The organism is Nitrospira sp. (assembly GCA_030692565.1).
Taxonomy (GTDB): Bacteria; Nitrospirota; Nitrospiria; order Nitrospirales; family Nitrospiraceae; genus Nitrospira_D.
This window is the reverse complement of the sequence record JAUYAO010000058.1, coordinates 66,802-92,006: the sequence shown is the minus strand read 5'-3', so window position 1 is coordinate 92,006 and position 25,205 is coordinate 66,802. Positions and strand designations below refer to the sequence as shown.

Genomic DNA, 25,205 nt, shown 5'->3' with positions numbered 1-25,205 from the left:
TTCGCAGAGTTCTGCTTTCACACAGAGGGTTTCATATGAAAAGGGGGATGCGATGGCAACAATGCTTGATCTGGACAAACAGACGGCTTCATTCGTGTGGCAGCTGGAAGAGCAACACAAACTCGAAAAGACGCTGCTGGTTGAACGGGTCCGCGGAACGAAAGAGGGCGCTGAATCGGTTTTCAACGATATCAAGACTCGGGTGGGGGTGCTTGAGAGATTGAACGGGTCCGCCAGTGCCACCTGCATCGCGCCGATCGGCTGGAGCAAGCTGATTTTTACCGGTGCGGACAGTGTGTCGGCGCCGAATACGATCGGGTTCGGCGACCGCGATGAAACGCTCTGCAAGCTGGATCAGATTCGCTATTTCGAAGACACCACCTATCTGCGCCTGAGCGCGAATCCCCACTATGTGGAACATGTGATGCCGAACAAATCCGCCCATGCGCGGGTTGGGGCCAACGCCTCGCTCTGGGACACGCTGGGGTATATTCACGTCGGCTATGTGACGCAACTGGGGATTCCTGCCTCGTTGGAACCGACCATCGTGTCGATCATGTCGCGTCTGAATACGCTGTTTAATTGGGTTGAAGCCAATGCTGTGGGCGACGAATGGTATGCCCATGTCTCGGCCACGGCCCGACTCTGGGTCACCTACGATGGAGAGTTTCGTCAAGCCCCACCGGCGATATTCGTGAACGTCCTGGCGACGCCGACGCAGATGCGGACCCATCACGATATTCCATCACCGGCGCCGAGCGCGGCGTTGACGATGCAGGTCTCGGCATCGGCCGGCAGCGGCACGACGATCAGTGTGTATGAGAGCATCGAGCTGGTCGCAACCACCCCGAACGGGCATGCCTATCTGGATGGGATCTTTTCGTGGGAACCGTTGGCGGTGCAGCTGAGAGAGGGTTAGCGCCCGGCGTCCTTATACAGGGATCGAATGATCTCAGCCGTGTTGAAGAGCATGGCGTTTGATCTGGTGTAGGCGGCGTGACCGTAGTAGTGCTCCTGGACATTGGTGGAGTTCGTACAGTCTTTGTAGTCGACCAGCAGGCAACTGCCTTCGCTGGGAAACCGCACGGCGCGGCGGGCGCATTCCAGCCAGCGTTCGAACCCATCGTAGGGCTCGACCATTTCCCATACGGTCTTGTTGACCGCTTTCGCGGCCTCAGTCGCCGGGACGGCATCGCTTCCCGCGACGGCCAACTGCTGGACATAGTCTCCGCCCCATGCGATGGGCATTTCCATCGTGACTTGCGGCAGCTCCATCTTGGATAGCCAGGTTTTGCCATCCGTCCGGAGATTCCGGTGATTGACGATGTGCAACAGGCGTCCCATTCCCGAGAGGTCCCATCCATATCGTACGGGAGTGCCCATGGTAACGACATCGAGGGTAGCGCCGTTCATCAAGGAATGGTCGGCGAGCAGCGGCTCGATGTGCCGGGCCATGGTGGCCAGGTCTGCTTGGTTGTGTTGTTCAGCAAAGGCGGCCAGCAGGCCCAGGAGTTTCGGCCGTTTCGTAATGGGGCTGGGACAGAGCAGATTGGAGGCCAAGGCAAGGACTAACCCCGCCTGTCCGTGAGCCTGGACGAGGATCCGGTCTCCCTTGCCGAGTTGTTGAGTCTCGCAGAGGGCGTGCAGTTCATGGAGTACGCGGACAGCGGCTGCAGCACGACCCAGGTGATGATGTTCCGAGGCCCAGAGTACGCGCCGACAGGCAATCGGTTGAGGCAGGCGCTTGTTGATGGCTTGTTGAAAGAGCGCCGTGTACGCGTTGGTGAAGTTGCCGGCCTCACCGACTTGGTCATCGACGATCTTCCGGGTGGCCTCATCGTTCGAGAGCGGGGGCTTGAGTCCCCCCGAGAGGGCCGGGATTCCGTTTCCTCCTTCACGCATGGCCGCGAGCAGAGCATCGACACCCGAAACGCCGCGCGAATAGCCGCGCTTGAGTCCGCCGACATCATCCAGCCGCTGCATCCCGAACACATCGCTGCCGTGGATCGATCCATGGAGGAGCATGATGGCGCGGACGCCCGCGCTGGCCAGCCGCGTGCCGTAGTCGGCCATACCCTCGAACCAGGCCGGAGATTCCGGAAGCGCGCCGCCGGTCAGCTCGGCGGTCGTCAATCGTTCGCCGGGGCTCTTTCGTGAGAGCTCGTCGTGCTGGAAGTTGTTCTCGTTCGGCATGGGATGAGGTATCTACCGCAAGTGGACGCGGAAGTGCAACGGAGTTCTCATTTATCGGGATGCGGGAGGGAGTGGATCGAGGTCCGGCGCTTGCTTCGGCTGGAGGGGACTCTTGAGCATCACCGCTGTGGCGGTACAGATTTTATGCTCCTCATCGATCCGGCGCTCGACAATCTTCACCCCCAACAGATATTCCTGAACAATTTCTTCGCGGGTGAGTTCAATATCCTGTTCGCTCTCACGTCCGGTCCGTTCACGGACGCGGTCGACCATATGCTCCTTCACCATCACACGAATCTGCTTGGCCAGGTCGGTCCGCGCCGAGAGTTCCGAGACGCGCTGACAGACGATCGTGCCCTTCGCCAAATCACCTTGGCCTCTTCCGATCCAATAGCGCTCTGACGAATAGGAGCCCTGACCCTCTTCGGTTGGCAGTTGGCTTCCGCTCACTGGTTTGACCGATCCCTCTGGTGCTGGTTGCTGTTTGAGCCGCTCGAATGACCGTTCTGCTCGAGTTCTGACCTCGCCTGGCTCGGCCGCATCGCTCTGATAAGGCAGGAGAAGCAGGGTGCTCCCGAGCGCGAATTCCATAATTGTCAGTCTGACCGAGTTCTTCATGGCCTACTTTGCTCGTTTTCCCCCACCGCCCCCTCCTGTTCCTCGATTTCCACCACCACCTTGTCCGCTGCCGCCGGGCATGTGGGGAGTTAATCGATAGGGAATCCGTGGGACTTGATGGGGTATGGGGGGGTGGATCTGGTTAATCGTCGGGGGCAGGCGTCGAGCGGCGGGAGGCTGATTGCCGGAACCGGCACCCGGCGTTTGTGTGAAGCTGCCGTTCTGTTGCAGGAATTGTTGCATTCGGGTGGAGGCGCGCGGCGGCAGCTGTTGGCCCGCCGATGGCGGCAGAAACGGATTCAGTTGATGGACATCGGTCAAGTTGCGCGATCCCGGCTGATGGCTGATTTGTGGCGGCCCGGTTGGGGTGGTATGGGTGATTTCGTTCAGTGTGCGCGGCATGCCCGGAGATCCGGGGCCGGGAACAATCTGATGAGTCGGCATGTGGGACGGAATACTGCCGGGTGTCGGCGGAGTTGGCGGTTGAGGCGGCGCCGGGGGCTGCCTGGTGGTGATCACTTGCTGGGCCACAACCACGTGAGGGCTGTTCGGGTAGAGGCCCCGGGCGACGTTTAAAAGCGCATGCGTCTGGGCCAGGCCGACCCAGGGATAAGGATAGACGACCGGCGAGACGATCACCCAGTCAGTCCAGGCCTGCGAGACCATCGCATTCGACTGAACGCGATTGAGAATCTCTTGCCGTTGCTGAAATGCCTGTTGCGTCTGGTCTGGGGTTGACGCGCTCGCCAGGGCCTGGTTTGCCGCCTCGAGTTCCTGCTGGAGCTGTTCGTTTTCCTGTTTCAATGCCACCAGCTGGACTCGCGCATCTTCGTTCTCCCGGAGCGCGGCAATGGCGTGACCGACTTCTTCCGTATCGACTTGGGCAACGAGATCGACTTTGACGACGATGGTATCACCGTCAATCGTCGTGTTGGTTTGTTGGTCCAGCACGAGGACGAGACCGGCGGTATAGGTCCGGATCTCATCTTTCGTGACATCCATGCCGTCTACAACTGTGATACTTTCGAGATAGGTCGCCACCTGCTCGAGCGCAGTCCGTTTGGCCGATTCCGTAGCCATTCGAATCGCCTCCTCGCGGGTGTCACGATCTCCCATCCGATATTCACCTTGAGCGGTAACCACTCGAACTTCAGCATTCGCAGGAGATGCCATCTGGAGCGGGATTGCGATCAGAAGGAGCGAGGACAACAAGATTTGCGGAAGCTGCTGAGCGGCCAGGGAGGCTGCCTGTTGTCCTGACTGAGCCAGCATTGCCTTCACCCTCTCCATAAGAGGACTGACGCACCAGGACCCCGTTGGTTGACGCAACTCTGACGGACCAGACGAATTCAGCATAACACCGGGAAACCCGTTTCGCCAGGCGATCCGCGCCTTCTGCAGCCACCTTGCCTTCCAGAAAATTCGCGTGCTAAGGTACGCATCCCCTTATTGGGTGAAAGGAAACGACACACGTCCATGAACAGCTTACCCCGCTTTTTGCTTACCGTTGTTGTCGGTCTCTCTGTGCTGGGGCTTGAGATCCTGGGAGGGCCGGCCGGCGCTCTTGCTTCATCAACGTCCAAAGCGAGTGAGCTGGCCCAGGGGGCTCCCGAGCACGTCATACTGTTTGTTCTTGAGGGATTTGGCCAGGATTCGCTCAAGGGCGGTGCTATGCCGGTTATCAGTAAACTGGTGAAAGATGGCGCAGCAACCTGGTCCGCCACAGGGGTCAATCCGGCCTTACGGTTGCCGACGATGGCATCGATCGTGACCGGGATGCCGGTCGAAAAGCACGGCATCACATGGAACGTATTCGAATTCAGCCGCGGCTATCCGCGCTCGCCCAGCATGTTCGATTATCTGGACTTAAGCGGCGGCCGCGACAGCGCCATTTTCTATATGGACGAGTCGCTCTACCAGCTGGCCAGGCCGGAGGTGTATACCGACTATCAATTATGCGGCGCGTTGCGCCCCGAGTGCCGTTCCGAGAAGATTGTGTCCTATATCCGGCAGTACTTCCAGAAAGCCACGAGCGGCTCTGGCTATGGGCATGCGATTCTCTCGGTGCCCCATCTACTGGTCGTGCATCTGCCGGAAGCCGGCCGGGCAGGGGTGGCGCATGGATGGAATTCCAAGGAGTATCGCCAGGGGTTGCAGGCGGTGGACAGCGCGATGAAGTCTGTGTTGGACGTGTTCAAAGAGCACGGGCTCTTAAACCGGACCACCGTGCTGGTGACGGCACTCAGTGGTCCCGGGACGGATCTGAGCGGTGAAGCGGCCACCACGGCAGGCACCCCAATGGTCCCGTGGATCGCGTCAGGAGTGGGGATCAAGCATGGGCAGGTCATCCACCAGCCGGTGTCGATCATCGATACCGGAGCGACGGTCATGCGCATTCTTGGGCTCGAGACCCATACGGAATGGGAAAGCAAAGCGGTCGAAGAGATTTTTCAAGCGGCAGCGGTCGCGCCGGCAGCGGCCTCGTCCAAGAAACAATAGGGCGATATATGAGGAAGCGATTTTCCCGTCAATGGTGCCTAGGACTCGCAGGAACAGCGATGTTCGGAGCTCTGATATGCGCCCAGCCGCTGATCGGGCAAGCCGGCCCGCCGCCGGCGCATCTCAAGGAGCATCTCATTACGATCGATGCGACGCAGCTGGTGCCGGCCTCCTGGTGGCAAATCCCGGGCGCGACGCCGTCAATCTATCACTCTGATCCGGATTCGCTGGATGCGCCGAAGACTTCCGAGCAACGGGAACTGCAGCTTAAGCCGGGCAAGTACAAATTCATCTCGTTTACGTTCGATTTCCCCTTTGCCGTGAATCTTTCCGGGATGTTGGAGTTTTCGAAGGCGTTGGATCAATGTGTCGAAGGTCGCGGTACCCAGACGCTGGTGATCAAGTGCAAGCGGACCTATCCCCACGGGGGGCAACGAGATCAGTATTACGAACAGAAGCCATAACTACTATGACGCAATCGCTAGAAGATTTGTTGGAAGCGCTCGAGGATGTCGATGATGCGACGCGTGAGGAGGCGGCGAAGGCCTTGGCCGAACTCGGCGATCCTAAGACCATCGACCCCCTGGTGAGCGCGTGCAGTGACGATTTCTGGTCCGTGCGGGCCTATGCAGGTTGCGCCGTGGCGAAGATCGGCGGGCCGAAGGCGCTGGAAGCGCTGGTCGGACTGTTCAACGATACCATCATGGAAGTGCGCAATCAGGCTGTCGAGGCGACGGCGAAGCTGGGCCCGGCGGTCGTCGATCGCATGATCGCGGCGTTGAAAGATGAACGGTGGCGGGTCCGGGAGCATGCGGCAAAGACCTGTGGAGAAATTCGTGACAAGGCGGCGGTCGATGCGCTCATCGCCGTCTGTCGTGATCGCGATGGCGCGGTGAAGAGTGCTGCGGCCGAAGCCCTGGGGAAGATTCGCGACACGAAGGCCGTTCCGGGGTTGATCAAGTTGTTCCGGGATTCGTCCAAGATCGTGCGTGAAACCGCCGGGACTGCGCTGATCTGTATCGGGCAACCGTCGGTCAACCCGCTGGTCGAGGCGCTGAAAGACAAGGATTTCGTCGTGCGGTGCCATGCGGCCCGGGCGCTGGGAGGGATGACCACCGACTATCAAATCGGCCGGACCTGGGTTCGCGATGCCAACGTCGTCGATGCGTTGATTGCCACGTTAAAAGATCCGGATCGGGCCGTTCGTGAGGATGCTACGATTGCCTTAGGCATGATCGGTGACTCACGAGCCATCGACGCTTTGTTGGAAGCCATGAAAGACGGTGTCGTGAAGCGGCATGCGATCGCGTCTCTCGGTATGATCGGCGATCCGCGGGCATTGCCGGCCGTCCTGGATGCCTTGAAGGGAAAGGGTATCAAGCAGGAGGGCACGCCGACGCCGGGTTGTATTGTGAGCGAAGACGCCTTCATCAAGGAAGCGGCGGCCACGGCCCTCGGCCAGTTCCGCGACCCCTCGGTCATTCCCGATCTCATTATGTTGTTGAAGGACGGGGTGTTGCGGGAAAAAGCCGCTCAAGCCCTCACGGTGATCGGGGACACGGCCATTGAACCATTGATCGCGTTTCTCTATGACCCGAAAGCGTCCGAAGTCGAGGCCGAGGGCGAGCGGGTGCTGTCGTATGCGTCCGTTCGGTTGACGGCCAAAGATGCACTCCGGTTGATCGTCCTTGAAACGTTGGAAACGCTGGGATGGTCGCCCCCTGCCGAAGAAGTGCAGATCAGCTCCAGCAAGGCGGACAATCTCCGGGTCGATCGGCCCTTGGGGGATACCGGCCGGTTTGGGCCGTCAGGCGATGTGGCCAAGTCCAGTTAGGCATCCTGGAGCTGCTGTTGTCCTTCCTCATCTCCTCGCCAGTTGCGTTCCGGTTCCGTTGACCCTGTAAAAAACCGTGTGCTAGGGTTATCGGCTCGATTCAGGAGGTCCAGAGTGGAGGATCCCGTGGCAGAGCAGATTGCAGCCCTCAAAGACGAGGACTGGGCTATTCGAGAGGAAGCCGCCGGTTTACTCGGAACCTTCAAAGATCCGCGTGCGGTTCAGCCGTTAGTCTCGATCCTTCGCGATCCTGATCGCGCGGTTCGGGAAGCGGCAATCGGGGCGCTGACGTCGATCGGTGCGCCTTCGGTCGAAGCCCTTGGCGCCTGCCTCGTCGACCGCGAATTGTCGGTGCAGGAAGCGGCCTCCGGCATCCTCGCCTCCATCGCCGATGAACGCGTGTATGGGCCCTTGGTCGTCGCGTTGCGGAGTGCCGACTGGATCGTGCGCATGCATGCGGCGAAGGCCTTAGGGCGGGTGAAAAATATGGCGGCGGTCGAGCCGTTGATTCCGCTGCTGCAAGATAAAGTCAAAGCCGTGCGGGAAGAAGTCGCGACCGCCCTGGCCTCGATCGGGGAAGCCGCGATCCCTTCGTTGCTCGAGGCGTTGCAGCATACGGAATGGCTGGTTCGACTCCATGCGGTGGAGTCGCTCGGCAAAACGAAATCGCCACGTGCCGTTGAGCCGCTCCTCGCGCTGTTATTCAACGACCAGGATTCCGCTGTTCGCGAAGATACGGTGCGAGCCTTGGGCGAGATCGGCGATCCGCTCGCAGTCGAGCTTTTGTTCACGGCGATGCGGGAACCGGGCTTGCGCACTCTTGCGGTAGAAGCGCTCGGACGCATCGGTGACCGGCGGGCGGTGCCGGTATTGATGGAAGTGGTGTTAGGGACTTGTCCGCCTGACGTGACGCGGGCTGTCGCCGGCTGTGGCGATCAATGGAGCGAAGAAGTCATCACTCAGGCTGCGGCCGCCAGGGCTTTGGGTATCATCGGCGATGACGCCGCGGTCCCTGCGCTGGTCACCGCATTGGAGTCTACGTTTACCAGAGCTGAGGCGGCGGCGGCGTTAGCCAAGTTTGGATCGAAAGTGGTTCCGCTCCTTATCCCGCTGTTGACCGGCCACCCCGATGAAAATATGCGGTATCACGTGAAGGAAACCCTGGCGCTGGCGGGATGGCGAGCCGGGCGAGTGTAGTCGGATGCTGAAAACGTCCGCCAGCGGCGTTCTCGCGTCGCGCCGAGACTCAACGTGCTAAGCAGTACTCCTGGTCCCGGTGCTTGCTGCGGTCTTGCTGGACAGCCTTTTTGAGCATCCTTGCAGTGTAGAAAAATGTATCAGTGTGCATTGTGTGTACAGTGTTTCTAATGAGAACCTAGATGTCCAAAGAGACGATTGAAACGCTGGTCTCGGAGCTGGTCCATGAAGAGGACTGGCGGCGCATGCGGGCGACGGCGGCCTGTGTGGCCGGCGGACCTCGTGCCGTCCAAGCGCTGGTCGAAGCGCTTCGGACCGGGACACCCGAGCTGAAAAAAGAAGTGGCCGCGATGTTGTCGCGCATCAAAGATCCGCAGGCCGGCGTGGCGCTGGTCGGTCTTCTGGAAGACGAAGATGACGTGGTGCGTAAGGCGGGTGCCAATGCGTTAGAGCAGATGGCCGGGGTGCTCGATACGGACACCGCTGCAGCGCTGGTGGCGTTGCTTCCCAAGTATCAGGAGGGCGAGGCGCGGCAACTGATGACCCATCTGGTCGGAGCTATTCCAACGGCGGTGATCCCGCTGTGCGACATGTTGAAGCACCCGGATCCGTCAGCGCAGGTAACGGCGGCGTTGATGCTCGACCAGCTTCTGGATCCCCGTTCCATCGATGCGTTCATCGATGCGATGGGTCAACCGGCGGTGCAGGATATTGCGGTCAGCACGTTGAAGAAGCTGAGCGCGATCCGCGAGCGGATCGATGAGACGTTCAACGCGCTTCGGGATGTGGAAGGGGCGAGCGAACGCGAAGAAGCGCGGATGTCGACGGTGATCTATCTCTTGGGCATCGGGCGGCCGAGCGTGGAGATTTTAATCGAATATCTCGAAGACGATGATTGGCTGGTGCGTGAAGCGGCGGCCGATTTGTTGGGAAAAATTGCGGATGTGCGGGCAGTCGAGCCATTGATGCGGCGACTGGAGCGCGACAAGGATACCGGCGTGAAGGAGTTGGCGATCAAGGCGCTGGGATTGATCGGCGATGCCCGTCCGACGCAGCTCTATCTGGAAGCGATTCCGATCCGGCCGCTCCGGGTGTATGCGATGGAGGCGCTGGCCAAGATCAAGGATGTAGAAGTGTTGCGCCCCCATAAGGAGCTCTTTGATCGGCTGCGGACGGACCGCGATGGGCTGGTGGCTTATAATGCGGGATTGATCGCTGATAAACTTGAAGCCTTAGGCGGAACCGATATCACAGGTCAGGAAGGGAATCACGAGGATGAGTAACGAGACAGAATCTGATCGGATTGATCTCCTCATTTCGGCATTGCGTGACGAGAATGAAGCGTTGCGTGATCACGCCATCGCGAGCCTCGGGCAGATGGGGTCCGACGCCGTGCCGCGCCTGATCGGGCTGATGGCCGATGAAGATGTGGTCATTCGAGAGGCCGCGACAACGGCGGTGGTACGGATCGGGCCCTCCGTGGTGGAGGCGCTTTTGGATGCGTTGCAGGATGATGAGTGGGCGATTCGCGAACAGGCGGCATCCGGACTGGGCAAACTCAAAGACCCCCGCGCGGTCGAGCCGTTGGTCAAGTCTCTCAAAGACAAAGATGGAGCCGTGCGGACGGCGGCGGTCTGGGCGCTGGAGCGGATCGGCGATGCGCGTGCAGTTCCCGGGCTGGTCGATGTGCTGAGCGACAACACTCTTCGGGAGGATGTCGCCCGTGTCTTGAAGAAAATCGGCGATGCGCGTGCGGTGGATGCGTTGATCGACGGCCTCTTGGGCAATAATTGGATGGTGCGGCGCCATGCCGCAGAGGCCTTGGGGAAGATCGGGGATCACCGCGGGGTCGGCCCGTTGATTGAATCATTGCAGGACGAAGATTGGCTGGTCAGGCGGAACGCGGCGGAATCGCTGGCGCGCCTTGGGGCGAAGGAGGCGATTCAGCCGCTCTTGCCTCTGCTGGAAGATGAAAATACGATGGTGCAAGAAACCGTTGAAGGCGTACTCGCGAGCTTGGGTTGGACCGCGAAACAGTAATCGCTCCTCTTACCTTATAGACAAGAAGGATACACGTTATGGCTGATGAAGCACCGGTGAAATTGATTCAGATCGGTCCGAAGGGCGGGGAAAAGAAAGACGGGTTCAACCTGGTGACTGAGCGGGTGGTGGCGATCAACCCCGAAGCCAAACAGCTCGAAGTTGAGCTGCTCGCATACGATGGCAAGACGGTGGTGCTCGAGGTCGCCGAAGAGGCGCTTGAAGACCTCAAGAAGCTCAAAGTCGGCGACGGGGCGACCATCCGGGTCGTCGAAGAGGGTGGGAAGCGCGTCGCGAAGAGTTTCCGGATTCGTTCGAAAGATCCGAACGCGGCCAAAGCCGATGCCATGTTGCTGGACCTTAAGGATCCGCACTGGCTCAATCGGAAGTATGCGGCGGAAGTACTGGGCGAGCTCAAGGATAGCCGCGCGGTGACGCCGCTGGTGGAGGCTTTGGTGGATGAGGTCGGCGATGTGCGGCAGCGTGCCTATGATTCGCTGATCAAGCTGGGCGGGATTTCTGTGTCCTCACTGGTGCCGTTGCTGGTGTCTGAAGAGGATGAAATCCGGCAATCAGCGACGGAGATTATCCGGAAGATCGGCAAGCCGGCCGTGGAGCCATTGGCGACGGCGTTGACGGATGCCGATGACCGGTTGAAGACCCGGATCATGAAAGTGCTGGATCGGATGGGCTACAAGCCGAAGGCCAAGCAGGAGACCGGGGCTGAATTGCCCCGCCTGACCTAAATTACCACCGGCCGCGGCCTAGGCAGGCCGCGGTTCTCTGGTGGGTCGACCGACTGATACGTGGCGGAACCCGTGTCCCGTCACCCGGTCGGAGTCGTAGACATTGCGCAGATCAAGCAGCAGCCTCTGCCGCATGGATTGTTTGAGCCGCTCGAAATCAAGATTCCGGAACTGGTTCCACTCGGTCATGATGATGAGTCCGTCGGCATTTTCAGCCACATCGTAGGCTTCTTTGCATGGAATCATTCCCGGGATGAGCTTCGTGGCTTCCTCCATTGACACCGGGTCGTAGGCACGCACGGTGGCGCCTTCCTTCATGAGTTCTTTCAGGATCGTCAGAGACGGGGCCTCCCGCATATCATTCGTATTCGGCTTGAACGACAGTCCGAGCACCCCGAGGGTTTTCCCGGCGAGCCCGCCGCAAGCTTCGCGGATTTTCGCGACCATTCGGAGGTGCTGTTCGTAGTTCACTTTGGCGGCTGCACCCGCAATTTGGAATGGATAGCCCACGCGCTCACCGGTCTGGACCAGCGCCGCGAGGTCCTTGGGGAAGCAGGATCCACCGAATCCCGGCCCCGCGTGGAGAAACTTACCGCCGATTCGATGATCCAGCCCCATGCCCTTGGAAACCAATTGCACATCCGCGCCGACGCGCTCGCAGACCGTGGCCATCTCGTTGATGAACGAAATCTTGACGGCGAGAAAAGCGTTTGACGCGTACTTGATCATTTCCGCTGTGGGGACGTCGGTGACGACAAAGGGCGTTTCAAGCAGGTAGAGCGGCCGATAGAGGTCTTTCATGATGGCCGCGGCTTGATCGCTATCGGCGCCGAGCACCACGCGGTTCGGGCGCATGAAGTCTTCAATTGCGGATCCTTCACGCAAGAATTCAGGGTTGGAGACAATGTCAAAATTAATGGGTTTCGTCTGGTGTTTTCGGATGACCTCCCGGAGCCGCTCGCCGGTTCCGACGGGGACAGTCGACTTGGTGACGATCACTTTATAGCCGGTCATGTGTGTGGCGATGCCACGGCCGACTTCCTCCACAAACGACAAGTCAGCAGATCCATCGCTCTTTGGGGGAGTGCCCACAGCAATGAAAATGACGAGAGCTTTATCAACGGCTTTGACGACATCTGTCGTGAAGCTCAGCCGGCCTTCTTTGATTCCTTTGGCGACCAATTCGGTGATGCCCGGTTCGAAAAATGGCACCTCTCCCTTTTCCAGCTTCTCAACCCGACGGGCGTCGTTATCCATGCAAGTGACGTTGACGCCGAACTCCGCAAAGCAGGCCCCTGTGACAAGGCCGACGTAACCGGTTCCAATGACGCTGATATGCATGGGATTGTTTCTCCTTGGTAGCTAGGGTATTGGTGGAGCGAAGTATAGCAATGGATCAAACAGTGGGCAATGAAATGGCTAAAATCAGTTGCTTAATGTTTCAGGGAGGTGACACGGCGTTGACTCTATGAAAATTGGTTGAGTAGAATCCGATACTTCTACGAGATGGAGCACTGTTGCCGTGAACTCCGTAGGGATGCAGCGTCCGCTTGCGGTCATGATGCGGTCGGTGGCTCAGGCGATCTCGCCTGATGCGACGGCCTGCGATGCCGCGCGGCAAATGCGCGTGGCGAAAGTCGGGGCGCTCTTGGTTCGGGAGGGCACCTGCTACCTCGGGATTATCAGTGAAGCGGATCTGGTTCGGAAGGTCTTGGCGGAATCGCTGGTTCCGGCTCACACGCTTGTGCGGTCAGTCATGAGTGCCCCGCTGATTACGATCGATATTGCTGCGTCGGCCCATGATGCCAGCGACGTGATGGCGCAGGCTGGTATTCGCCATCTGGCAGTAGTTGAAGGCGGAGAAGTGGCTGGACTACTCTCCGTACGAGATCTGCTGCGTTATTTCAAGAATTGGGGGCATCAATGATCCTCGTGGCCTCTTGCCTCCTTCGTCTTGGTCGATACCTGCCTGCGCTGCCTCTCGCATGACTGCTGAAGGGACCCCTCCAATCTCGCGTGCGTTCCTGCTCTCCACCGCGCTGATAACCGGAGCGGTCGTGATGGCGCTGGAAATTCTCGGCAGCAGACTGCTGGCCCCCGTGTTCGGAAACTCCCTGTTTGTGTGGGGGGCGCTGATCGGGGTCATCCTTGCTGCGATGAGCAGCGGCTATGCCTTCGGCGGATGGGCGTCAGATCGGTATGCAGGGGGGAGCGTGCTCGCGGGGCTGCTGCTCTTTTCAGGGTCCTGGACCTTTCTGGTCGCCTGGGCCAGCCAGCCGATCCTGTTTCAAGTGGATGCCTGGATACAGGATCCACGGTGGGGTCCTTGCCTCGCCGCCACGATTCTCCTGGCTCCCCCTGCGTTTGGATTGAGCGGGGTGTTGCCCGCGATGTTGCGGTTGGCCGTCTCTGATATGGGGCATGTGGGCCGCCACACGGGCCGCATGATTGCCTTGTCAACAGTGGGAAGTCTGATCGGCACCTGGGGAACCGCGTTCTTTCTGCTCTCGTGGATCGGGAGCCAGGCGCTGGTGGCTTGGCTGGGAACAATCCAAGTGGTGTTGGGATTGCTGTGGCTCTGGCGAGGAGCGAAGGTCGGGGCTGTCGGAAAATTGTGCGGGCTGGTCTGCAGTGGATTTTTCGTCGCATTGGCGCTCCATCCTATTCAGAAATTGAATCCGCCGGTTTATCAGGAGGATAGTCCCTATCAGCAAGTGCGGGTGCGGGATGACCAACTGTTCCGTTATCTCGTGCTCGATCGTACCTTTCATGCGGTGATGTGGAAGGCCGATCCCCTTCCGCTGTTTCTGCCCTACAGCCAGCTCATGGTCGCGTCATTGGCGTTGGTGGATCAGCCTCAACGGGGTTTGATTCTCGGACATGGCGGCGGCTCGCTGGCCAAGTGGCTGGCGCACTACTGGCCCGATCTGGAAATGGACGTCATCGAGTTCGATCCGGTGGTGGTGCGGATGGCAGAAGACTATTTTGAGTATCATCCTCCAGCCAATCACCATGTGCGGGTCAAGGACGGGCGGGCGTTCCTGAACACCACCGACCACCTTTATGATGTGATTTGGATTGATGCGTTTGCCCGCCACATGATTCCGTTTCATCTGACCACAAAAGAATTCTATGCGGCGGTGCGAATGCATCTGAAACCGGATGGAGTTGTGGCGTTGAATTTGGCGTCATCCGGAGAAGAGCTCGATAACGCGCGGGCGGCGGCTGTCGTCCAGACGATGCGCGGTGAGTTCCCTATGATTGAAACATTTGCGGTTAAAGGGCCATGGAAGAGCGGCCAGACCAAAGCGGAGAATTTGATTTTTTTTGCAGGGGGCCCGGTCACGGAACACGGACATGAAGCTTTCATCGCAAAAGTGACCGCGATGGCTATGAATCGACAACTGCCTAGCGAGGCCGTTGCGCTGCTCGGCTCTCACCGGACTGATCCGTGGCCAATGGGATTTGAACTGACAGACGATTTTGCTCCCTATGATGTTCTGACCGGGAGAGATGTGCCGGATGTGCGTCAGGCCGAATTCAATCGCGCAACTAATTGATGTTACTGCTGTATATTGGAATTGTAAGGCAAGTGTTGAATCGGGCTATCATGGTTCTGCACATGGAGAAGCTGCTTGCTTCCATTTTGAGCCCTATGTTATAAGTTGCGCCTCGTGATGTAGCAATTGTTGGCACAGGGTGTATGTGTGAGTGTCGGACGGCATCGGATCAGTCAAGGCTAACAGAGCTTGGCGGAAGTTATTTACCAACCTAATCACATCTCTTCTTTTTTCTTAAGGAGGTAGGTCATGGGCAAGACGATGTTATCGGTCCTCTTTGGCCTCGGGTTGACAGTCGCTGGAGCCTCGGCTGTATTTGCACTCCAAGCCGGCGGTGTTGAGATCGGCGACCTTGAAACAGGATCAGTCGTGGGCCAGTCATTCAAGGAGCTCGATGTGGACGCCACATTCTATGCCATCGAAATCGGCACTATGAAGACCTGGTATCCGCCGACGACCGTGATTGATTTCAAGACTCGCCCCGGTTCTCCAGTGCTCCTGAAGGTGACCAATAACTCGACCGCTGAGCATGGGTTTCAGCTTACTGCTGCCGTGAATCAGTCTGCACCCACCGTGTTGGATACCAAGCTGGTGCTTAAGCCAGGCGAGACCAAGTATATTGGTGTTCCGACCAGCGATCTGTTCTATGCTGCGGGGAACGTCCTGACTTACCGCTGCCATCTCCATCCGGCGCACGTCGGTGGTAAGTTGTTGATGCTGAAGTAGTTTGTCGTCATTCGAGTAGGACAAAAGTTGAGATAAAAGGCCCTGGGGAAGCAATTCCCCGGGGCCTTTGTCTTTCATCTTAGATTCGCCAGCCGAAATGATTTGCTACGCCTCTTCCGGTTGGCAGCCTGGTGCATTCTCCACCGGGACTCGTTGCACAGCTGTCAGTTTCCCCGCCACGATCAAGAGCAGGTAGCGGCTTTCTTGCGTGGCGGGCTGCTGCTTCTCGATGACATAGGTATAAAGATCGACGACCATCTCGTCCCCGTCCCATTGGGTGTCATTCACAACCCACATATGACTGGTGGCATCAGGAAAGTGGCGAGTGACGAAGCCCTCAATGATCGTTCCCAGTTCGCTTGTGCTGGCGTGGGCCCATCCGGGGGCAGTAAGGGTAAAAAAGAGGAGCGTGCTAAGGAACCAGAAGCGTGGACGCATGACTGCACCTCCAGGGTAAGAGGGAGCGGCTCAATCGAAGCGCGGCAGTCTATGAAGGATCGACTGCGACGATAAAATCCTACAGCTGATTCAATCGTAATTCTAGTGGAATGTTGCGGTCGGCGAGGTCAGGAGAAACGGAGAAGGCCTTGCGGTGATCACCGCAAGGCCTTCTGTTACATCACGAAGCCCTGAGGCGTGCGCTAGTTCCGGACGCCGCTCCAGATCTTGCTCTCGTCGATGGCCTTGTCAGGGTTCAAGGTTTTGGCCTTTGCCATCAACACGTCCGTTGTTTCCGGATAGGCCGGATCGGAGATGCAGCAATTGTCGACAGGGCAGACGGCCGCGCACTGCGGTTCATCAAAGTGCCCGACGCATTCCGTGCAGCGATCATGGGTGATGATGTAGATATTGTCGCCTACGCCCTGACCGTCGCCCACGTGATGGCCCTTGCCCTCAGCATCGCTCCGGGTTTCGAAAATCGCCTCGTTGGGACATTCAGGCAGGCAAGCCCCACAGGAAATGCATTCGTCGGTAATCAGCAGTGCCATGACCCACGCCTCCTTCTCACTTCTGAGACAACAAACAATATTGACAAGATCGCGCCGCCCCGACCATAGTGCGTGCGCTGTGTGGAGGCCATTCTATTCTGTGATTCTTTTCCAAGTCAACAGAACGGCTTCCGGTCAGAAGGCCTAGAATTCACGGGAATATGGCCCATGAGACCCAGTCTGGCGCGCTAATCTTTATTGACACCGAAGGCGAATGTTATGGGTTTGACGCAGACTCAAGGGAGCGATCGGGAACAGAAAAAAAAGCGGATCATCATGATGATCCTGCTGGCGATCCTCTTAATGAGCGTGTCCATGTTTCTGGTGCCGCAGAAGGACACCGACATCATTGTGGTGACCTTCCCTCATGGCGAAACGATCGAAGCGGAAGTTGCAGAGACGCCAGAAAAGCTGCTGTTCGGGCTCGCGTTTCGTGATCAGTTGCCGCCCAACACGGGGATGCTTTATATCTTTGAGTCTAATGGGCTCCATCGGGTCCGGACCAAGGAATTTCGATTCCCGGTGGATATGATTTGGGTCGATGAAAGCCATCATGTAGTGCATACAGTCGAGCGCGCGAGCCCCTGCGAGAAAGATCCCTGTCCGTTCTTCGGCCCTCCACCGGTGGCGGCGCGCTATGTGCTGGAAACCGAGGCTGGATTTATCCAGCGGGTTGGTGTTGCAAACGGGGACGAGCTGAAGTATTTCCTGCGCATGTAGTGGTGTGAGGGAAATCGAGGAGACGGGTATGGAGGGGTTCCAACGGGTTGCCGGACTGAACGAAGTGGCCCCCGGGCAATCGAAAGTGGTGAAGGTCAATGACAAGGCCATTGCCCTGTTCAACATCGACGGGAAGTTCTATGCGATTCACAATTTGTGTCCGCATGAAGGCGGGCCGTTGAACGAAGGTCGATTGAAAGGGTATGTGGTGGCCTGTCCCTGGCACGATCTGGCTTTCGACATTCGGAGCGGGCAGGGAACCGACGGCGGCGGCTATTGCATCGGGAGTTATGAGGTGCGTGTCGAGGATGCCGATATTTTTGTGGGTCCCCGTCGAAAGGCGTAGTGCTGGGTCGAGGGGGAGATTGTGGTCTATGGAGCTGGTGGGCAGTTATGAATAGTGCCGGGCAGAATATCTCGGGCTCCTCGGAAGGCCAAGGGAGTCGGGCGATCGAGGCCGTCCTTGGGCGAGCGTTTACCATTCATCTGTGGGAAGACCGTACCCGTGGCGAGCAATGGGTTCCGAGCTACAACACCAAGGCGTTGACCCTTGTGGATGATCAATTTCTCCGAGTCGCCAGTAATAACGCAGTCGAGAATGGTCAACGCACGTTCGAGTTTCAGGGGATGCTGCCCGGAACCCATGAATTAGTATTCGAAAAGCGCATGGGGTGGAAATTCACCGCGGAAGATCGTCGGATATTCCTGATTCAGGTTGCGCCAACCGGGAAAGGTTGATGGCCGTGCCGGATATTGCATTTATCAACGGGCGATTCCTTCCCTGGCATGAGGCTACCGTATCGATCGAAGATCGTGGGTTTCAGTTCGGCGATGGTGTGTACGAAGTCAGCAGGACCTATCGCGGCCGTCCCTTTGAACTGGATGCGCATCTCAATCGGCTTGACCGCAGTGCGCGTGAACTGAGCCTGATTCAGCCCTATACGAGAGCCCAGTGGACCGAGTGGATTCAGCAGGGCATTCGGGCGGCTGGATATGCAGAGGCGAAGGTTTATCTCCAGATCACCCGCGGGGTTGCTGCGAGAGACCACGCGTTTCCGTCCAACGTGGCTCCGACGGTGGTGATGACGATTCGAGAGTTGGCGCCGTTTCCGGCGAAGACTAGGGAGGCCGGCGTCATTGCTAAGACCTGTGAGGACTTGCGCTGGGGGCGTTGCGACATCAAGAGCGTGAATTTGTTGGCGAATGTGTTGGCACGAGAAGAGGCGAAGAGGGCCGGTGTGTTTGAGGCGATCCTGGTGAAAGATGGCCTGGTCACGGAAGGGTCGGTGAGCAATGTGATGGCGGTTCAATCGGGAACCGTGGTGACCGCTCCGGAAGGCCCGCGAATTCTATCGGGAGTAACCCGCACGGTGGTCTTGAGCCTGGCGAGGGCGGCGGGGTTCCCGGTGCGTGAAGAGTTTCTGCCGGTCGAGTCGCTCTATACCGCGGATGAAGTGTTTCTGACCGGGACGACCGTGGAAGTCCTTGCGGTGGTTCAGGTGGATGGGCGGGTGATCGGGGCCGGTCGACCCGGTCCGGTTGTCGAGGCTCTGGCTTCCCGCTGGGCGGCATTGACGGGGTCGTCCCCCTTGCGTTGAGGGGGGGGGCCATGTTAAGGTGCCGTCGCTGGAAGTGGGCTCAGGCCCACTTTTTTGTTTGGGCAGATGTACGGCAGTGTCAGAGGATACCGCATTGAGCATTCCGGAGCATGGATCCCGGTCTTCCATTGATCGGATTCAGGACATTCTTTCTCCGATTCTCTGGACACTAGGGTTGGAATTAGTGGACGTGGTGTGCGTCGGGCAAGGTTCCCGATCCGTTGTCCGAGTGCTGATCGACAAACCAGGTGGTGTGACCGTTTCAGATTGTGAGCGGGCCCATTTGGCGGTAGGTCCCGCGCTGGATGTTGCCGATCCATTTCCACATACCTACACGCTGGAAGTGTCATCACCCGGGCTTGACCGCCCGTTCAAGCGGCTCCAAGACTATCAGCGTGCGGTCGGGAAGCGGGTGAGCGTCAAGCTGAAGCAGCCGCTTGACGGCCAATGGCGTATTATCGGAGAGCTAGTGGAGGCGGATGAGGACTCGGTCGTTTTAGCGATCGCGTCGAAGGCCGCTACGACGGACACAGTGAAGCTGGATCGCCACTCTGTCGCGGAGGCCCGGTTAGTGATTGAGATTTAGCCGATGGTCAGGAGTGGTCACAGTCCCGCACGATCGAGCAGGAGCCTAAATTTATGAACCGAGAATTAATCGCAGTCATCGATGAGATTGGACGCCAAAAGGGCATCGAAAAGTCCCGTGTCATCGGGGCCATCGAGTCGGCCCTCCAAACCGCTGCCAAGAAGCGCTTCGGGCAGGCGGAGAATATCCAAGTCGAGATCGACTCCAAGACCGGCGAGATCTCCGTGGTCTCGAAGAAGACGATTGTCGATCACGTGAGCAACCCGAAGGCGGAAATCTCCCTTCAGGAAGCGCGCCAACTTGATAGCGAAGCGGAAGTGGGAGACGAAATCGGCTCGCTCATCGAAATGGACGAGCTCGGCCGTATCGCGGCACAGACGGCGAAACAGGTCATCTTCCAAAAGGTGCGTGAAGCCGAGTGGGAAGCGGTTCAGAAAGAATATTCGACCAGGCAGGGCGACCTCGTCAACGGCATTATCTTGGGCATGGAACGCCGGAATTATCTGGTAGATCTCGGCAAGACGGAAGCCGTCCTTCCGATTCAGGAGCAGATTCCGCGCGAGACGTATCGGCGCGGCGACCGGGTCAAGGCGATGTTGTTGGAAGTCCGCCGGACGCCGAAAGACGTGCAGGTCATTCTGACGCGGAGCCATCCCCAATTCGTCTCGAAGCTGTTTGAGCTGGAAGTGCCGGAAGTCATGGAAAAGATCGTGGAGATCAAGTCGATCGTCAGAGAGCCGGGCGATCGCACCAAGATTGCGGTGACCTCGCGTGAGAAAGCGGTCGATCCGGTCGGCGCCTGTGTCGGCATCAAGGGATCGCGCGTGCAGGCGGTGGTCCGCGAGTTACGAGGTGAGAAGATCGATATCATCACCTGGACGCAGGATCCTCGCGTGTTTATTGCGGAGGCGCTGAATCCGGCTACGATCGAAAAAGTCGGCATCGACGACGAGAAGAAGTCGGCGTTGGTCGTGGTCGCCGATTCGCAGCTGTCGCTGGCGATCGGGAAGAACGGGCAGAATGTGCGGTTGGCGGCTCGTTTGACCGGATGGAAGATCGATATCATCAGCGCGACGGAATACGAAAAAGAAAAAGTGGAGCGCGACAAGGAAATCAAAGCTGCGATGGCCGACGAGGCCGAAGCGCAGCGATTGCAGGAAGAAGCCCGGCAAGCCGCCAGGGCCGAAGAAAACGAATCGAACTAGAATCGAGTTCAACCAGTGTCTGCAATGCGCGTCTATGAATTAGCGAAGAAGCTGGGGATCGAGAACAAAGATCTCATCCCTGAACTCAAGAAGATGGGTGTGCCTGTCGCCTCTCACAGCAGTGCGCTCGATGACGACACGGTGCAAAAAGCTCTGGACAAACTCAGCCCGAAAGCCAAAGGGGCCGTGAAGGCGAGTGGGAAGGCGTCAGGCGACGATGTGGTCGGAAAAACACGCGACACTGAGGTAAAGCACGAAAGCGGGCATGGCGCCAAGGCGTCTGCCTCCAAGGCGGCGATTGTGGAGGAGCCGGCAAAGACGGACAAGCGGCGCATCCTCATCAAGCGCAAGAAGGAAGATGAGCCGATTGAAGCCAGCAGTCCGGTGGCTCCCCCGCCGAGTGAGATCGAGACGTCAGCCGTCGCAGCAACGTCCGCTGCGCACCCGGCGGTGAGTGAACCGCCCCCTCCTCCTCCCCCTGTGGTCCTGCCGGAGTTGCCGGAAATCGGAACGATCCTCGCGCAACCTCCGCCTCCTCCGGTGGAGAAGGTTGTTGTAAAGTCCGCGGCTGTTACGCCGGGAGCGGCGCCTGGAATCGTACTGACGCCGGAAGCGCTCGCAGCGAAGAAGAAGAGCTTGGCGCTCGAAGCGATTGAAGCGGAAGGGCTCAAGGAAAAGCTCAAAAAAGCCAAAAAAACCGGTCGGCCCAAAGAAGAGCCGGATGTGAAGCATCGTGAAGATGCAGCCCGGTGGCAGGATCTTCGTGCCATTCCGACTGTGCAGCGCCGCGATGATCGGTCCCGGCATCTGCATCACAGTGCGCCTTCAGAAATTACCAAGCCGCGTAGAAAGAGCGTCAAGGTGACGGTGGGGACGACGGTGAAAGAGTTTGCCGAGTTGATCGGGCAACGTCCGGCTGACATCGTTCGAAAGTTGATGGAGATGGGGCAGATGCTCACTTTCAATCAGCCGATGAACATGGATGTGGCCTCGATGATTGCCGAAGAAGCCGGCGTCAAGATAGAAATCTCCGTTGAGAAGGCCGGCGATGAACTCCTGGAGGCCGTGGTGCAAGCGGGAGAGGGCGATGAGCGCCTTGAGCCCAGGCCTCCGGTCGTCACCATCATGGGCCACGTCGACCACGGAAAAACATCGCTCCTGGATGCGATCAGGCAAACGAAGGTGGCCGAGGGCGAGGCAGGCGGGATTACGCAGCACATCGGGGCCTATACCGTCTCGGTTCATGGGAAGCAGGTCACATTCCTGGATACGCCGGGCCACGAAGCCTTTACCGCCATGCGGTCGCGTGGAGCCAAGGTGACGGACATCGTCATTCTCGTGGTGGCTGCCGACGATGGCGTGATGCCGCAAACCATCGAAGCGATCAACCATGCGAAGGCGGCAGGGGTGCCACTGATTGTGGCGATGAATAAAATCGACAAGCCTGAGGCCAACCCCGATCGGGTGCGCAATGCGCTGTCCGAGCACGGGCTGATTTCCGAAGCCTGGGGCGGCGACACCATTATGGTGGAGGTCTCAGCCAAGCAGAAGACCGGTCTCGACACCTTACTCGAAATGATTTTGCTTCAGTCGGAAGTGTTGGAGTTGAAGGCCGATCCGCACCGTCAGGCCAAGGGGACGGTCGTGGAAGCCAAGTTGGAGCGGGGCCGTGGCCCTGTTGCAACGGTCCTGGTTCAGAGCGGTACGCTCAAAGTGGGCGATGTGTTTGTGGTCGGAACGTTCAGCGGTCGCGTCCGGGCCTTGCTCAATGACCAGGGTGTCAAGACGCAGCAGGCGACGCCGTCGATTCCGGTCGAGGTGATCGGGTTGCCGGGAGTGCCTTCCGCCGGAGATGTCTTCCAAGTGGTCTCCGACGAGCGAGTGGCGCGAGAAATTGCCGATGAGCGGGCGCAGAAGCAGCGCACGGCGGATCTCGCGGGTCAGACGAAGGTTTCGCTCGACGATCTCTTTGCCAGAATTAAGGAAGGGTCAGCCAAGGAGCTCGCCATCGTCATTAAGGCGGACGTGCAGGGCTCATCTGAAGCGCTGGCCGCGGCGGTTGAAAAGCTTCCAACTCCTGCGGTGAGGATCCGGGTCATTCACAACGGCGTCGGGGGAGTCACGGAGTCCGATGTGCTCCTGGCTGCCGCCTCGCGCGCGATTATTATCGGGTTCAATGTTCGTCCTGAACCGAAAGCCGCGTCCCTGGCCGAGCAGCAAGGGGTCGACGTTCGGTTGTATACGATTATTTATGAAGCTTTGTCCGACATTAAGGCCGCGATGGAAGGGTTGCTGGACCCCACGCTTAAGGAGCGGTCGTTGGGCCGGGCCGAAGTGCGCCAGGTTTTCACGATTCCCAAGGCCGGCGTCGTGGCCGGTTCCTACGTGGTCGAGGGCACGATCTCTCGAGCGGCGGTGGGAGTCAGGCTCATTCGAGACAACGTGGTGGTGTTCGAGGGCCGCCTCGGCTCGTTGCGCCGGTTCAAGGATGACGTGCGCGAAGTGCAGCAGGGATACGAGTGCGGTATCAGCATCGAGAACTTTAACGACATCAAGGCTGGCGATGTGATCGAGGCCTATACGATCGATAAGATCGCGGGGAAGCTCTAAGTCGCAGCGCCGGTAGGTGTGATGTGTGGCTGGGATGGTCGTGGGAGTCTGCACCGTCGAGTTGTGGATTCCGGAGAGTCAGTCGCTCAAGGATAAGCGGCAGGTCTTGCATAGCGTGAAGGATCGCCTGCGCGGCAAGTTCAACCTCTCTGTTGCCGAAGTGGACGGGCAAGACCTCTGGCAAAAAGCGGTGCTCGGGATGGCCTGTGTGGCGAATGACGGGAGCCACGTCGAACAGGTCCTCGAGCAGGCGCTCAACGTCATCAAGAGTATGCCAACCATTGAAGTTGTTCGTGTGCATCGGGAGCTCTTGTAACACGCATGCGTGTGAGATCGGGAAGAAGTAGGCAGGAAGAGCGAGCGTGCGACAGGTGGGCGATGTCCAAGACGACCTATAAGCGATCAGACCGAGTGGCCGACCAGATTCGCATGGAGGTGGCGGACATCTTAATGCGCAAGATCAAGGATCCGCGCGTGCGGTCGGTCACGGTGACAGACGTCGAACTGACGGCGGATCTACGGATCGCCTACATCTTCGTCACGACGATGGAGAAGGAGCAGGCTGAGCGCGATGTGTTTGCCGGATTATCGAAGGCCAGCGGCTTCGTTCGTGCCGAGCTGGGTCGGCGATTGGCATTGCGGTATTTGCCTGAAATCGTCTTTAAGCGAGATGAGACGGGCCCGCGCGGTGACCGAGTCATGAAATTGCTCGATGAATTGCAGCCGCATGAGACGGCCCAAGACACGTCCGATGGCACGTCCGGTCCAGCGGAGTTGATCATTCCCCCGATGAGAACGAAGTGATGGCGTTGGTGACGGAAGGGCGGCAAAAGACTCGTGTGGGCGATGGCGTGCTCATCGTGAACAAAGAGGCGGGCTGGACCTCCCATGATGTGGTGGCGAAAGTACGGGGCCTGTTGGGTGGGGCTAAGGTCGGGCATGCCGGCACGCTGGATCCCGCGGCGACGGGTGTGTTGCCGCTGCTGATCGGGAAAGCGACGCGGGTGGCGGAATATCTGGTGGGTTGGGACAAGGAGTATCGTGCGGTCCTGCGGTTGGGTGAAACGACGGATACGCAGGATGCGACCGGGACCGTGCTTCAGCGGGTGGAGACGGCGGGTGTGAGTGCCGGAATTCTTGACGGCGTGGTCGCTCGATTTCGCGGGCCACAAAAGCAAATGCCTCCGATGTATTCGGCGGTGAAGGTGGCCGGGCGACCGTTATATAAGTCGGCCCGCGCCGGAGAAACCGTTGAGCGAGCAGAACGGGACATCGTCATTCACGAGCTCGAAGTGACGGCCGTCGACGGACGCGACATTGCATTGCGAGTCGTCTGCTCGAAGGGAACCTATATCCGGACGTTGTGCGCCGATATGGGGCAGGCATTGGGCGTCGGCGGACATCTGCTGTCGCTTGAGCGCACGCGCGTCGGGTCGCTGACGATCGAGCAGGGGCTGACGGTCGACCAGATTGCCGCTCATGTGACGATTGGCTCGGTTGAATCGATCTTATTGACGCTGGATCAGGTGTTGGCGCAGCTGCCCCTTGCGACGGTGACGATGGAGCAAGCCGCACGCGTGCTGCACGGGGCGCCAATCGGATTGCCGCACGATCTGTCGCCCACCTCGTCGCCCATCCGCCTGAAGGATGAGCAGGGACGGTTGTTGGCAATCGGTGCGTATGACGGGCAAGGTAAAGGGTCGGTCAGAATTGACAAAGTGTTAGTGGACAGTGAATCACTCAATTAAAAGGCAGGAGGAGTACGAGTCATGGCCTTGTTGAAGGAAGCAAAGACGGAGTTGATCAAGCAGTATCGCCAGCACGATACGGATTCGGGATCCCCCGAAGTTCAGATTGCGGTGCTGACCAACCGGATTACCTATTTGACCGAGCATTTCAAGCTGCACAAGAAGGATCACCATTCACGGCGTGGTCTCTTGCAGCTGGTCGGACGGCGGCGCCGGTTGCTCGACTATCTGCGTGGCGTCGATGAAGCGCGGTATCGCGCAGTCATCGAACGACTCGGTATTCGCAAGTAGTCGGAAGAGAGACGGACGCAAGCCGCTGTCGCACAGGTGAACACG

28 protein-coding genes are annotated in these 25,205 nt (G+C 58.7%); 22 read left to right on the top strand and 6 right to left on the bottom strand.

The genetic code is table 11. The features are described from left to right. The first annotated feature begins 52 nt into the window (after positions 1-52). Positions 53-919, top strand: a complete 867-nt coding sequence (locus Q8N04_17110; protein MDP3092395.1) for a hypothetical protein — start codon at positions 53-55, stop codon at positions 917-919. On the opposite strand, the gene Q8N04_17105 is transcribed toward Q8N04_17110, so the two are convergent. Genes Q8N04_17105 through Q8N04_17095 form a run of 3 tightly spaced genes read right to left on the bottom strand, consistent with a single transcriptional unit; the run spans position 916 to position 3,927 of the window. Next, entirely contained in the window at positions 916-2,193 is a 1,278-nt protein-coding gene (locus Q8N04_17105; protein ID MDP3092394.1) for a hypothetical protein, read from the bottom strand. The genes Q8N04_17110 and Q8N04_17105 overlap by 4 nt on opposite strands. Before the next feature lie 51 nt (positions 2,194-2,244). Then, positions 2,245-2,811, bottom strand: coding sequence for a hypothetical protein (locus Q8N04_17100; protein MDP3092393.1), 567 nt, complete (start codon positions 2,809-2,811; stop codon positions 2,245-2,247). Between the two features lie 3 nt (positions 2,812-2,814). Beyond that, entirely contained in the window at positions 2,815-3,927 is a 1,113-nt protein-coding gene (locus Q8N04_17095; protein MDP3092392.1) for a hypothetical protein, read from the bottom strand. Positions 3,928-4,287: 360 nt separating this feature from the next. Here Q8N04_17095 and Q8N04_17090 point away from each other — a divergent pair, with 360 nt between their 5' ends. The 7 genes from Q8N04_17090 (at position 4,288) to Q8N04_17060 (ending at position 11,127) form a co-directional block, all read left to right on the top strand. Next, positions 4,288-5,310: an alkaline phosphatase family protein gene (locus tag Q8N04_17090; protein ID MDP3092391.1), complete on the top strand. Its 1,023-nt coding sequence runs from the start codon at positions 4,288-4,290 to the stop codon at positions 5,308-5,310. 59 nt (positions 5,311-5,369) lie between these two features. Beyond that, complete coding sequence (locus Q8N04_17085) at positions 5,370-5,774, top strand: hypothetical protein (GenBank protein MDP3092390.1); 405 nt, start codon at positions 5,370-5,372, stop codon at positions 5,772-5,774. 5 nt (positions 5,775-5,779) lie between these two features. Further along, positions 5,780-7,144: a HEAT repeat domain-containing protein gene (locus Q8N04_17080; protein MDP3092389.1), complete on the top strand. Its 1,365-nt coding sequence runs from the start codon at positions 5,780-5,782 to the stop codon at positions 7,142-7,144. 126 nt (positions 7,145-7,270) lie between these two features. Then, positions 7,271-8,341: a HEAT repeat domain-containing protein gene (locus Q8N04_17075; GenBank protein ID MDP3092388.1), complete on the top strand. Its 1,071-nt coding sequence runs from the start codon at positions 7,271-7,273 to the stop codon at positions 8,339-8,341. A 182-nt stretch (positions 8,342-8,523) separates the two neighbouring features. Next, complete coding sequence (locus tag Q8N04_17070) at positions 8,524-9,624, top strand: HEAT repeat domain-containing protein (GenBank protein ID MDP3092387.1); 1,101 nt, start codon at positions 8,524-8,526, stop codon at positions 9,622-9,624. Further along, positions 9,617-10,381 (top strand): HEAT repeat domain-containing protein, encoded by a 765-nt coding sequence (locus Q8N04_17065; GenBank protein MDP3092386.1) that lies wholly within the window; start codon positions 9,617-9,619, stop codon positions 10,379-10,381. Before Q8N04_17070 ends, Q8N04_17065 begins: the two co-directional genes overlap by 8 nt. Before the next feature lie 38 nt (positions 10,382-10,419). After that, complete coding sequence (locus Q8N04_17060; GenBank protein MDP3092385.1) at positions 10,420-11,127, top strand: HEAT repeat domain-containing protein; 708 nt, start codon at positions 10,420-10,422, stop codon at positions 11,125-11,127. Positions 11,128-11,145: 18 nt separating this feature from the next. Here the strand turns inward: Q8N04_17060 and Q8N04_17055 are convergent, their stop codons facing one another. Next, positions 11,146-12,468 (bottom strand): UDP-glucose/GDP-mannose dehydrogenase family protein, encoded by a 1,323-nt coding sequence (locus Q8N04_17055; protein ID MDP3092384.1) that lies wholly within the window; start codon positions 12,466-12,468, stop codon positions 11,146-11,148. Positions 12,469-12,649: 181 nt separating this feature from the next. On the opposite strand from Q8N04_17055, the gene Q8N04_17050 reads away from it, so the two are divergent. The 3 genes from Q8N04_17050 (at position 12,650) to Q8N04_17040 (ending at position 15,413) form a co-directional block, all read left to right on the top strand. Next, positions 12,650-13,054, top strand: a complete 405-nt coding sequence (locus Q8N04_17050) for a CBS domain-containing protein (protein ID MDP3092383.1) — start codon at positions 12,650-12,652, stop codon at positions 13,052-13,054. A gap of 58 nt (positions 13,055-13,112) precedes the next feature. Beyond that, a complete protein-coding gene (locus Q8N04_17045; protein ID MDP3092382.1) occupies positions 13,113-14,687 on the top strand; it encodes a fused MFS/spermidine synthase in 1,575 nt (524 codons plus the stop codon). Between the two features lie 249 nt (positions 14,688-14,936). Further along, entirely contained in the window at positions 14,937-15,413 is a 477-nt protein-coding gene (locus Q8N04_17040; GenBank protein ID MDP3092381.1) for a hypothetical protein, read from the top strand. Positions 15,414-15,518: 105 nt separating this feature from the next. Here the strand turns inward: Q8N04_17040 and Q8N04_17035 are convergent, their stop codons facing one another. Together Q8N04_17035 and Q8N04_17030 are read right to left on the bottom strand one after the other, a co-directional pair. Continuing rightward, complete coding sequence (locus tag Q8N04_17035) at positions 15,519-15,851, bottom strand: hypothetical protein (protein MDP3092380.1); 333 nt, start codon at positions 15,849-15,851, stop codon at positions 15,519-15,521. Positions 15,852-16,054: 203 nt separating this feature from the next. Further along, complete coding sequence (locus Q8N04_17030; GenBank protein MDP3092379.1) at positions 16,055-16,402, bottom strand: 4Fe-4S dicluster domain-containing protein; 348 nt, start codon at positions 16,400-16,402, stop codon at positions 16,055-16,057. Positions 16,403-16,621: 219 nt separating this feature from the next. Between Q8N04_17030 and Q8N04_17025 the strand changes: the two genes are divergently transcribed. The 11 genes from Q8N04_17025 to rpsO all read left to right on the top strand — a co-directional run bounded on the left by Q8N04_17025 (position 16,622) and on the right by rpsO (position 25,160). Next, positions 16,622-17,122, top strand: a complete 501-nt coding sequence (locus Q8N04_17025; GenBank protein ID MDP3092378.1) for a DUF192 domain-containing protein — start codon at positions 16,622-16,624, stop codon at positions 17,120-17,122. Between the two features lie 28 nt (positions 17,123-17,150). Beyond that, on the top strand, positions 17,151-17,468 hold the full coding sequence (locus Q8N04_17020; GenBank protein ID MDP3092377.1) for a Rieske 2Fe-2S domain-containing protein: 318 nt from the start codon (positions 17,151-17,153) through the stop codon (positions 17,466-17,468). 47 nt (positions 17,469-17,515) lie between these two features. Beyond that, positions 17,516-17,860: a protease inhibitor I42 family protein gene (locus Q8N04_17015; protein MDP3092376.1), complete on the top strand. Its 345-nt coding sequence runs from the start codon at positions 17,516-17,518 to the stop codon at positions 17,858-17,860. Beyond that, entirely contained in the window at positions 17,860-18,720 is an 861-nt protein-coding gene (gene dat, locus Q8N04_17010; protein ID MDP3092375.1) for a D-amino-acid transaminase, read from the top strand. The genes Q8N04_17015 and dat overlap by 1 nt, the downstream gene beginning before the upstream one ends. A 94-nt stretch (positions 18,721-18,814) precedes the next feature. After that, the gene (gene rimP / locus Q8N04_17005; protein MDP3092374.1) at positions 18,815-19,306 is read left to right on the top strand and encodes a ribosome maturation factor RimP; all 492 of its coding nucleotides are present in this window, start codon (positions 18,815-18,817) and stop codon (positions 19,304-19,306) included. Between the two features lie 53 nt (positions 19,307-19,359). Continuing rightward, positions 19,360-20,511 carry a transcription termination factor NusA gene (gene nusA / locus Q8N04_17000; GenBank protein ID MDP3092373.1) on the top strand — a complete coding sequence of 384 codons (1,152 nt, stop codon included), beginning with the start codon at positions 19,360-19,362 and terminating at the stop codon, positions 20,509-20,511. Positions 20,512-20,535: 24 nt separating this feature from the next. Continuing rightward, positions 20,536-23,121 (top strand): translation initiation factor IF-2, encoded by a 2,586-nt coding sequence (infB, locus tag Q8N04_16995; protein ID MDP3092372.1) that lies wholly within the window; start codon positions 20,536-20,538, stop codon positions 23,119-23,121. 34 nt (positions 23,122-23,155) lie between these two features. After that, complete coding sequence (locus Q8N04_16990; GenBank protein MDP3092371.1) at positions 23,156-23,437, top strand: DUF503 domain-containing protein; 282 nt, start codon at positions 23,156-23,158, stop codon at positions 23,435-23,437. Between the two features lie 62 nt (positions 23,438-23,499). Continuing rightward, complete coding sequence (gene rbfA, locus Q8N04_16985) at positions 23,500-23,925, top strand: 30S ribosome-binding factor RbfA (protein MDP3092370.1); 426 nt, start codon at positions 23,500-23,502, stop codon at positions 23,923-23,925. Next, positions 23,925-24,869, top strand: coding sequence for a tRNA pseudouridine(55) synthase TruB (truB, locus tag Q8N04_16980; GenBank protein MDP3092369.1), 945 nt, complete (start codon positions 23,925-23,927; stop codon positions 24,867-24,869). Before rbfA ends, truB begins: the two co-directional genes overlap by 1 nt. Positions 24,870-24,890: 21 nt before the next feature. Further along, a complete protein-coding gene (gene rpsO, locus Q8N04_16975) occupies positions 24,891-25,160 on the top strand; it encodes a 30S ribosomal protein S15 (protein ID MDP3092368.1) in 270 nt (89 codons plus the stop codon). The last annotated feature ends 45 nt before the right edge of the window (positions 25,161-25,205 follow it).

Excerpts from the sequence above, each read along its gene's own strand:
- Q8N04_17110 (MDP3092395.1), top strand. The coding sequence starts at position 53 with ATGGCAACAATGCTTGATCTGGACAAACAGACGGCTTCATTCGTGTGG.
- Q8N04_17105 (MDP3092394.1), bottom strand. The coding sequence starts at position 2,193 with ATGCCGAACGAGAACAACTTCCAGCACGACGAGCTCTCACGAAAGAGC.
- Q8N04_17100 (MDP3092393.1), bottom strand. The coding sequence starts at position 2,811 with ATGAAGAACTCGGTCAGACTGACAATTATGGAATTCGCGCTCGGGAGC.
- Q8N04_17095 (MDP3092392.1), bottom strand. The coding sequence starts at position 3,927 with ATGGGAGATCGTGACACCCGCGAGGAGGCGATTCGAATGGCTACGGAA.
- Q8N04_17090 (MDP3092391.1), top strand. The coding sequence starts at position 4,288 with ATGAACAGCTTACCCCGCTTTTTGCTTACCGTTGTTGTCGGTCTCTCT.
- Q8N04_17085 (MDP3092390.1), top strand. The coding sequence starts at position 5,370 with ATGTTCGGAGCTCTGATATGCGCCCAGCCGCTGATCGGGCAAGCCGGC.
- Q8N04_17080 (MDP3092389.1), top strand. The coding sequence starts at position 5,780 with ATGACGCAATCGCTAGAAGATTTGTTGGAAGCGCTCGAGGATGTCGAT.
- Q8N04_17070 (MDP3092387.1), top strand. The coding sequence starts at position 8,524 with ATGTCCAAAGAGACGATTGAAACGCTGGTCTCGGAGCTGGTCCATGAA.
- Q8N04_17065 (MDP3092386.1), top strand. The coding sequence starts at position 9,617 with ATGAGTAACGAGACAGAATCTGATCGGATTGATCTCCTCATTTCGGCA.
- Q8N04_17060 (MDP3092385.1), top strand. The coding sequence starts at position 10,420 with ATGGCTGATGAAGCACCGGTGAAATTGATTCAGATCGGTCCGAAGGGC.
- Q8N04_17055 (MDP3092384.1), bottom strand. The coding sequence starts at position 12,468 with ATGCATATCAGCGTCATTGGAACCGGTTACGTCGGCCTTGTCACAGGG.
- Q8N04_17045 (MDP3092382.1), top strand. The coding sequence starts at position 13,113 with ATGACTGCTGAAGGGACCCCTCCAATCTCGCGTGCGTTCCTGCTCTCC.
- Q8N04_17040 (MDP3092381.1), top strand. The coding sequence starts at position 14,937 with ATGGGCAAGACGATGTTATCGGTCCTCTTTGGCCTCGGGTTGACAGTC.
- Q8N04_17035 (MDP3092380.1), bottom strand. The coding sequence starts at position 15,851 with ATGCGTCCACGCTTCTGGTTCCTTAGCACGCTCCTCTTTTTTACCCTT.
- Q8N04_17030 (MDP3092379.1), bottom strand. The coding sequence starts at position 16,402 with ATGGCACTGCTGATTACCGACGAATGCATTTCCTGTGGGGCTTGCCTG.
- Q8N04_17025 (MDP3092378.1), top strand. The coding sequence starts at position 16,622 with ATGGGTTTGACGCAGACTCAAGGGAGCGATCGGGAACAGAAAAAAAAG.
- Q8N04_17020 (MDP3092377.1), top strand. The coding sequence starts at position 17,151 with ATGGAGGGGTTCCAACGGGTTGCCGGACTGAACGAAGTGGCCCCCGGG.
- Q8N04_17015 (MDP3092376.1), top strand. The coding sequence starts at position 17,516 with ATGAATAGTGCCGGGCAGAATATCTCGGGCTCCTCGGAAGGCCAAGGG.
- dat (MDP3092375.1), top strand. The coding sequence starts at position 17,860 with ATGGCCGTGCCGGATATTGCATTTATCAACGGGCGATTCCTTCCCTGG.
- nusA (MDP3092373.1), top strand. The coding sequence starts at position 19,360 with ATGAACCGAGAATTAATCGCAGTCATCGATGAGATTGGACGCCAAAAG.
- infB (MDP3092372.1), top strand. The coding sequence starts at position 20,536 with ATGCGCGTCTATGAATTAGCGAAGAAGCTGGGGATCGAGAACAAAGAT.
- Q8N04_16990 (MDP3092371.1), top strand. The coding sequence starts at position 23,156 with ATGGTCGTGGGAGTCTGCACCGTCGAGTTGTGGATTCCGGAGAGTCAG.
- rbfA (MDP3092370.1), top strand. The coding sequence starts at position 23,500 with ATGTCCAAGACGACCTATAAGCGATCAGACCGAGTGGCCGACCAGATT.
- truB (MDP3092369.1), top strand. The coding sequence starts at position 23,925 with ATGGCGTTGGTGACGGAAGGGCGGCAAAAGACTCGTGTGGGCGATGGC.
- rpsO (MDP3092368.1), top strand. The coding sequence starts at position 24,891 with ATGGCCTTGTTGAAGGAAGCAAAGACGGAGTTGATCAAGCAGTATCGC.